General features: G+C 60.7%; 5 protein-coding genes and 1 tRNA gene. 1 reads left to right on the forward strand and 5 read right to left on the reverse strand.

Annotated elements, in window-relative coordinates:
- Positions 1–27: 27 nt before the first annotated feature.
- Positions 28–104, reverse strand: a tRNA-Val gene (locus D8U71_RS00775).
- Positions 105–287: 183 nt separating this feature from the next.
- On the opposite strand from D8U71_RS00775, the gene D8U71_RS00780 reads away from it, so the two are divergent.
- Entirely contained in the window at positions 288–1,571 is a 1,284-nt protein-coding gene (locus D8U71_RS00780; RefSeq protein WP_130886967.1) for an FAD-binding oxidoreductase, read from the forward strand.
- Between the two features lie 129 nt (positions 1,572–1,700).
- On the opposite strand, the gene D8U71_RS00785 is transcribed toward D8U71_RS00780, so the two are convergent.
- From D8U71_RS00785 to D8U71_RS00800, 4 genes are read right to left on the reverse strand one after another with little or no spacing between them, the layout of a single operon-like run.
- Positions 1,701–2,672, reverse strand: a complete 972-nt coding sequence (locus D8U71_RS00785; protein WP_130886968.1) for an XdhC family protein — start codon at positions 2,670–2,672, stop codon at positions 1,701–1,703.
- 1 nt (position 2,673) lies between these two features.
- Positions 2,674–3,909 carry a cytochrome c gene (locus tag D8U71_RS00790; protein WP_130886969.1) on the reverse strand — a complete coding sequence of 412 codons (1,236 nt, stop codon included), beginning with the start codon at positions 3,907–3,909 and terminating at the stop codon, positions 2,674–2,676.
- Between the two features lie 2 nt (positions 3,910–3,911).
- The gene (locus D8U71_RS00795) at positions 3,912–4,451 is read right to left on the reverse strand and encodes a (2Fe-2S)-binding protein (protein WP_130886970.1); all 540 of its coding nucleotides are present in this window, start codon (positions 4,449–4,451) and stop codon (positions 3,912–3,914) included.
- Positions 4,444–7,275, reverse strand: a complete 2,832-nt coding sequence (locus D8U71_RS00800) for a xanthine dehydrogenase family protein molybdopterin-binding subunit (RefSeq protein WP_130886971.1) — start codon at positions 7,273–7,275, stop codon at positions 4,444–4,446. Before D8U71_RS00800 ends, D8U71_RS00795 begins: the two co-directional genes overlap by 8 nt.
- Between the last annotated feature and the right edge of the window lie 529 nt (positions 7,276–7,804).

Here is a 7,804-nt window from a genome sequence, read left to right on the forward strand (position 1 = left end):
AGACCGCCCAGCAGAGCGGATTTTGTTTGGTAGGCGCGATTGGACTCGAACCAACGACCCCCACCATGTCAAGGTGGTGCTCTAACCAACTGAGCTACGTGCCTGCTGTGAGGCGGCATTCTACGGAATTCCGGAGGGGTGTCAACACCTTTTTTTCACCTAACCCTATGAATATGCAAAATATTTAATTTCGCCTCAGCGACGAAGAGTTTCCGGTGGCTGGCGGAGGTTTTTCAACTCGGGTAGGATCGACGCACTCGTAAAATATATTAAACAGAGGCGGCAGGATGGCGAACACCCAATACCCAGAGTCTTATTACGCTGCGTCGGCCAATGCCGTACCACCACGCCCTGTGCTGCAGGATGATGTGGAGACGGACGTCTGTGTGATCGGCGCCGGGTATACCGGGCTGTCGTCCGCCCTGTTCCTGTTGGAGAACGGTTTTCGCGTAACCGTGCTGGAAGCGGCGAAAGTCGGTTTTGGCGCCTCGGGCCGAAACGGCGGGCAGATCGTCAACAGCTATAGCCGCGACATCGACGTCATTGAACGCACGGTCGGCCCCAAGCAGGCGCAACTGCTCGGCGAAATGGCCTTTGAAGGTGGCCAGATCATTCGCGAGCGCGTGGCCAGATACAATATTCAGTGCGACCTGAAGGACGGCGGTGTATTCGCCGCCCTTTCCGCCAAACAAATGGGGCACCTGGAATCGCAAAAGCGCCTGTGGGAGCGCTTCGGCCACACCCAGCTGGAATTGATGGATCAACGCCGCATTCGTGAAGTGCTGGGTTGCGATCAGTACGTCGGTGGCATGCTCGATATGAGCGGCGGCCACGTCCATCCGCTGAATCTGGCGCTCGGAGAAGCGGCGGCAGTCGAGTCTCTCGGCGGCACCATCTATGAGCAATCACCTGCCGTGCGCATCGAGCGCGGCGCCAATCCGGTTGTGCATACGCCGCAGGGCAAGGTCAGGGCCAGGTTCATCATCGTCGCCGGCAACGCCTACCTCGGTAATCTGGTACCGGAACTGGCGGCCAAATCGATGCCGTGCGGCACTCAAGTGATCACTACCGAGCCACTGGGCGATGAGCTGGCGAAGGCGCTATTGCCGCAGGATTACTGCGTAGAGGACTGCAACTATCTGCTCGACTACTATCGCCTGACCGCCGACAAGCGCTTGATCTTCGGTGGCGGCGTGGTTTACGGCGCTCGCGATCCGGCGAACATCGAAGCGATCATCCGCCCGAAGATGCTCAAGGCTTTCCCGCAACTCAAGGATGTGAAGATCGATTACGCCTGGACCGGCAACTTCCTGTTGACCCTTTCGCGCTTGCCGCAGGTCGGGCGCCTGGGCGACAACATCTATTACTCGCAGGGCTGCAGCGGTCACGGTGTCACCTACACGCACCTGGCGGGCAAGGTCCTCGCCGAAGCGTTGCGCGGTCAGGCCGAGCGCTTCGATGCCTTTGCCGACCTGCCGCACTATCCCTTCCCCGGCGGGCAATTGCTGCGCACACCGTTTGCCGCGCTGGGTGCTTGGTATTACGGGCTGCGCGATAAGTACGGCCTATAAACACCATTGTGGCGAAGGGATTTATCCCCGTTGGGGGTGCGCAGCGCCCCCTCTTGAGCAGGAGGGAACTGCTGCGCAGTCCAACGGGGATAAATCCCCTCGCCACAGTAGATTCAGCAAGGCTTAGGATCAGAGCTGATCCCGAGCGATCCCGCTACGAATCCGCAGGATATCCGCCAGCACCGCCAGCGCAATTTCCGCCGGTGTCTTGCTGCCGAGGTTGAGGCCGATCGGCGCATGAACCCGCGCCAGCTCTGCCTCACTCAAGCCACCAATGCGGCGTAAGCGCTCGAAGCGTTTCTGCGACGTCTGCTGCGATCCCATCACACCGATGTAAAACGCTTCGGTGCGCACCGCTTCCATCATCGCCAGATCGTCGATGCGCGGATCATGGGTCAACGCCACTACCGCCGTATCGCGATGACAACCACCGTCGGCAATGAACACCGAAGGCAACTGTCGACGGATTTCCACGCTATTGAGCACCACGCCTTCAAGCACTTCATCACGCGGATCGCACAGAATCACTTCGAAGCCAAGCCCTACCGCGAACTCGGCACAGGCCTGCGCCACACTGGAGTACCCGGCGAGCAACAAGCGCTGTGCTGCACCGACACGAATGCGCACCCGATCGATCTCACGCTCGATCCGCGCGCCCTGCTCGCGATCAGCAAACAGAGTGCGCGCACCGCTGGCCAGATCAACTTCGCGAAGCAGACGACGCTGACCCAGCAGCGCCGATTCCAGTTCACGCAGGTGCGCCTGCACCGCGCAGTCGGCGTCAAGTTTCTCAACCAGCACATCAAGAATGCCGCCGCAAGGCAGACTGACCCGCGAGCGCGGATCAGCGCCTTCGCCGTAACGCACGACGCTTACCGCTTCGAGAAACGCACCTTCGGCGACGCGCTCAAGGAAATCCTCCTCGACGCAACCGCCCGATAGCGAACCGATCCACTGCCCGCCTTCGTTCACCGCGAGCAGCGAACCCGGCGCGCGCGGTGCCGAGCCGTAAGTGGTCAGCACCGTGCACAGCCAGATTCGCTGCCCGGCCACCGACCATTCCAGCGCCCGACGCACCACTTGCAGATCGAGATGCTGCATATCAGTGGGCCTTGTGCTCGACGCTCGGCGCGTCGGCTTGCAGCTTCTGCACTTCGCTCACCGCCAGTTCAGCGCCCTGCCCGCCCCAACCCTGACGCAGGTAGTTGAGCAGATCGGTCAATTGCTCAGGACTGAGCTTTTCAGCAAACCCCGGCATCGGCTGCATGTGCTCGAACCCGGAGAACTTCTGTTCGCCGATACCATCCTCGATCACTCGCAACAAGTTGCGCGGATCTTCCAGGCGCAACGTCGTGTTGCCACGCATGGCCACGGCGATGTGCGGTTTGCCTTCACCGCCAGCCGCGTGACAACCGGCGCAGACGTTCAGGTATTCCTGACGCCCGCGCTGAGCACTCGGGCTGAGCTTGTCGAGCGGCACCTCGACGAGCTCTTTGGCTGGCGGCGGTTGCTCGCCGAGCAGGAATGTCGCCATTGCCGCCAGGTCAGCATCGCTCAGACCTTGAGTGCTGTTGTGAAACACCGGGAACATTTCGTTGAACATCGTTCCTTGCGCGCTCATGCCATGCTTCAGAAACGTGCTCAGATCCTGCTGATTCCAGCCGCGCGCGGCCAGGTCGGTGGCCAGCAGGCTCGGTGCCAGATAACCATTGAGGATGCCGCCGGTCATGCGCTTGTCCATTTGCATCGCGCCGGGCAGGCCGCGTGGCGTATGGCATTCGCCGCAGTGACCGAGAACGTCGACCATGTACTGGCCGCGCTTCCACGCCTCACTTTTGCCTTCGGCCGGCTCCAGCTTGACGTCTTTGCCGTAGAGCATGTTCCAGCCGGTCAGACCCAGACGCACATTGAACGGAAAGCTCAGGCTGGTCACCGGCGCGGCGCGTTCGATCGGCTCGATGGTTTTCAGATACGCGTGAATCGCATCGGAATCGGCGCGCGGCATCAGGTGATACGAGGTGTACGGCATCGCTGGATACAAATTCGCACCGTCGCGCCGCTTGCCTTCGGTCAGCGCAGCGAAGAACTCGTCATCGTTGTACAGACCGATGCCGTGCTCTTTGCTCGGAGTGATGTTGGTGCCGTAGATCGTGCCGAATGGCGAGACGATCGGCAGGCCGCCGGCATAGGGCGCGCCACCGGGTGCGGTGTGACAAGCCATGCAGTCAGCGGCGCGGGCGAGGTATTCGCCGCGCTTGATCTGATCCTCGGCGTGGGCCGCCAAAAGCGGCGCAGCCAGTCCGAGCGCGAAAGCCAGGCGGGTCAGTAAACGCTTCATGCTCAACCCTCCTTGACCAGACCAAGATCGGTCAGCACGTTGCGCGTGGCGTTGTAATAACGCACGTACCCGGTGCAGCGGCAGACGTGATGGCCGAGGCTGTCCTCGATCACCTGTTCCAGCTGACTTTTGACGATCGGCTGGCGCTGCAGCTTCTCGACCAACACGGTCGCGGCGTTGACGAAGCCTGGCGCGCAGTAGCTGCACTGGAAGGCGAACTCGTCGACAAAGCGCTGCTGGATCGGATTGAGCTCGGTGACCTGGCCCTGCTCGTCGCGAGTGGCGTGGCCTTCGATGGTGCGGACTTTCTTGCCCTCGAAGTAATGCGCACCGGTGATGCAGGTGCGCACTTCTTCGCTGGTGCCGTCGGGGTTATCGACGATCACCACACAGGCGTGGCAGATCCCCTGACCGCAACCCAGCCGCGAGCCGGTGAGGTTTTTGTATTCGTGCAGGTAGTCGATCATCGGCAGGTCATCAGGGATGTTCACCGGGCCGACGGATTGACCATTGAGGGTCAGTTGAAGCGGACGGTTAGCCATTGAGGGCCTCCTTGATGCGCGCAGCGGTGATAGGCAAGTCACGAACACGTTTCCCGATGGCGTGCGCCACGGCGTTACCGATGGCACCGACAATCGGGATCATCACCACTTCGGCGATGCCCTTGGACGGATCGCTCGGCGACAGCGGCGGCAGGATCTCCGCGGTCTGCTTCCACACCGCAACGTGACGCGCCATCGGCAGGCGGTAACGGTTGAAGTTCCAGTCACCCTCCCCCGGCCCGCCTTCGTACAACGGCATCTCTTCCATCAGCGCATGACCAATACCCATGGCGATACCGCCTTCGAGCTGGCCCTTGACCAACTCTTCAACCAGCACCCGACCACACTCGATCCACGAATGGTGGTTGAGCACCTGAACTTCCGCCGAGCCTTTATTGACCTTCAACTCGACCAGCGTCGCGACCGGGCTGTAATAGGTCACGGCAGCGTTGTTCAACTGCACTACCGGGTAGTTGACGTTCTGCCGATCAAGCAAGTGAAAGCCGGCGCTGTTCATCTGCGCTTTCTTCGCTTGCGGCGCACCATCGCCGTATTTCACCGCCAGACCGTCGAGCGGCAGGCGCTCGCGCACGCCGTCGATGCTGTACTCGGCCTCGGCCCAGCTCCAGCGGTTGAAACCATGCACCGTAGCGCCCGTCACCAGCCCGCGTTCGTGGGCGCGCTTGGCCAGCTCCTCGAAACTCAGCGGCTGCATACCGTTGGCGGTCAGCTTGCCATCGACCCAATGCGCATCTTCGCGGCGCACCACGTAAGGGTTAGCCTGGCCGCCGTACGGACCCTGACGCCAGATCTCCAGCGCCGCCGGCCACAAGCCGTGGTTGAACAACACGCGTGCCGCTTCACGGGTGGCATGGCTGAAGTAATACGCGGAGTTGGTCGCCGAAGACGCCGACGCCAGCTTGCCGACCCAGCGCGGGTTGCGCAGCAGATTGTCCTGCTCGGCCTGACTCATGATGTAAGGGTTGCCGCTGGTGATCAGCTGCATTTCCTGCCATTCGGTTTCGCCGGTCTTCACCTCGTGCGCCGGGCTGCCGAGGAAATCGGCGACGACCAAGGCTTGCGAAGTGGACATGCCGGTACCGATTTCGATACCGATGTGGCGCAGGGTAATGCGCCCGTCTGCGGTGAATTGGATGCTGGCCATCGGCGCTTCGGAGCCGGTGCCGAAGTCTTTCTGGCAGATGGCGAAACCGACGCCGTACCAGTTATCCGGGTCTGCCGCTTCACGTTGCTGCTTGATCGCGTCGCGGTTTTTCCAGACTTCGTGCACCGAGGCCTTGTCGAGAATTTCATGCAGGCGCAGTGCACCGGCCGGGATTGCGCCCTGGGTGTTTTTCATGCCGGAACGCAGGGCATTCCTGCGGCGCAAATCGATGGCGTCGACACCCAGGCGATTGGCGATTTCGTCGACCATCATTTCGGTCGCCGCCATGCTTTGAAGAGTGCCGTAACCGCGCATCGAACCCGCCTCGACCGCGCGCGAGTGATACGCGGTGACCTGCAGATCGTTCTGCGGCATGTAGTAGATCGACTGCGCAGCCGTGGCGCCAACCGCCGCCACCGATGGGCTGTAGTTGACCCGACCGCCGCCGTCGACGCTCATTTCCGCGCGGAAAATCTTGAAGGTGTAGTCATTCTTGTCCACGGCCAACTGGTAGCGGATGTCGAACGGGTGACGCTTGATGCCGCTCTGGAACTGCTCGTAGCGGTCGTTGGCCAGACGCACCGGCACACCGGCGCCGTACAGCGCAGCCAGGGCTGCGTAGTAGACAAAAATGTTGTGGTCTTTGGAGCCATAGCCGACGGTATAGCCCGGGTGCATGTTCAGATTGGACAAGCCGAAACGCGACGGCCCGATCATCTTCGCGGTCTCGGTCGCGACTTCCAGCGGGCACTGCGTCGCCACGACGAAATGCAGGGTTTTGGTTTTCGGGTCGTACCAGCCGTTGCCGTTGTCCGGCTCGAGGGCGGCCGGTTCGATCGACGGCGTCTTGTAGCGCTCATCGAACACCAGCCAGTTGTCTGGCGGCGTGTCGATTTCCTGCTTCATGCGGTCGGCGTAGAACAGGCCGCGCTCGGTGAGGTTGCCATGCAGGTTCGGCGATGCATTCCAGACTGGACGGCGGTTCTTCAGCATCGGGAACAGGATCGAATCCTTGAGGCTGGCGAACTCGTCTTCGTCCGCCGAGGTCGCGCCGCCGACGCGCACGTAGCGGAAGCTGCCGTAGGGATCGCCTTCGTAGAACGGCACCTTGGCGCCGTAACGAATCGCTTTGTCATTGAATTTGAGTTGATTCTTGGCCTGACGGAAACGCTCGAAGTCGTTCCAGATCAGAATCGCTACCGGGTGACCGATGAACATCGGCACTTTGCCTTCCGGCAGCAATGGATCAGGCGCGTGCTCTTCGGGGAAGACGATACCGTCCTTGTCCAGATCGGCAGCGGTAACGATGCGGTCCGGCTGCAGATCAGCGCCGAGCCACGACAGGTCGTAGCCTGCGTAGATGCGGTCGGCCTTGATGGTTTTCAGCAGCATGGCGTGGCCTTGTTGCTCAGGCCAGCCAGGCATGTCCTTGGCGCGGATGTCGCGGGCAAACACCTTGCTGCCGCAGACCTTGGACAAGGCATCGTTACGTTGCCGCGCCTTGCCGTTATTGCCGAGCCATTTCTCGGACGGCACGGTGACGCTGTTTTCCATCAAGGCAGCCAGCGCATGACTGCTGAGCGGCGTAAGCGTAACGCTCACACCCGCCACCAGCCCGCCCTGGAGGAACGAGCGCCGGGATATTTCACGGTTGGACATGGATCATCCTCTGGGCGGTTATAGGTCCGCCCTTGTGGTTATCTACTGGGGATCTCGAGTCGTGCAGAAGCTCTTTCTGGCGAAGCAAAGAGCTGTGTTGACAGTGCAAAGCTGACCGAAAGGTTAACTTTAAAGGTTTCTGCGCCCACAGCAAACAACCAGTTACAAAAACCTGACTAAATAATCAAAAAAATCAATGCGACGTGGCACCGCAGTAGGCTTGCAGAGATTCTTGTAGGAGCTGTCGAGTGAAACGAGGCTGCGATCTTTTGATCTGGATTTTTTAAGAGCAAGATCAAAAGATCGCAGCGTGCCGCAGCTCCTACGGGACGATTTGCGCAGGAGTTCGAGAGGGGAATAACCAAATTTCAGACACAAAAAACCCCGGTCTTTCGACCAGGGTCTTTGCTATCGATCCGATTCAGCCTATGACTGGTTTCGGCGCTTCAAGGCGTTCAGTGGTCCTTGAAACTGATATGGCGCAGCGGACGGGACTCGAACCCGCGACCCCCGGCGTGACAGGCCGGTA

It is taken from the genome of Pseudomonas sp. Sample_21 (assembly GCF_004307525.1).
GTDB classification, from domain to species: Bacteria; Pseudomonadota; Gammaproteobacteria; order Pseudomonadales; family Pseudomonadaceae; genus Aquipseudomonas; species Aquipseudomonas atacamensis.

What these genes read in the sequence shown, in the direction of transcription:
- D8U71_RS00780 (WP_130886967.1), top strand. Translation starts at nt 288, where the DNA reads ATGGCGAACACCCAATACCCAGAGTCTTATTACGCTGCGTCGGCCAAT.
- D8U71_RS00785 (WP_130886968.1), bottom strand. Translation starts at nt 2,672, where the DNA reads ATGCAGCATCTCGATCTGCAAGTGGTGCGTCGGGCGCTGGAATGGTCG.
- D8U71_RS00790 (WP_130886969.1), bottom strand. Translation starts at nt 3,909, where the DNA reads ATGAAGCGTTTACTGACCCGCCTGGCTTTCGCGCTCGGACTGGCTGCG.
- D8U71_RS00795 (WP_130886970.1), bottom strand. Translation starts at nt 4,451, where the DNA reads ATGGCTAACCGTCCGCTTCAACTGACCCTCAATGGTCAATCCGTCGGC.
- D8U71_RS00800 (WP_130886971.1), bottom strand. Translation starts at nt 7,275, where the DNA reads ATGTCCAACCGTGAAATATCCCGGCGCTCGTTCCTCCAGGGCGGGCTG.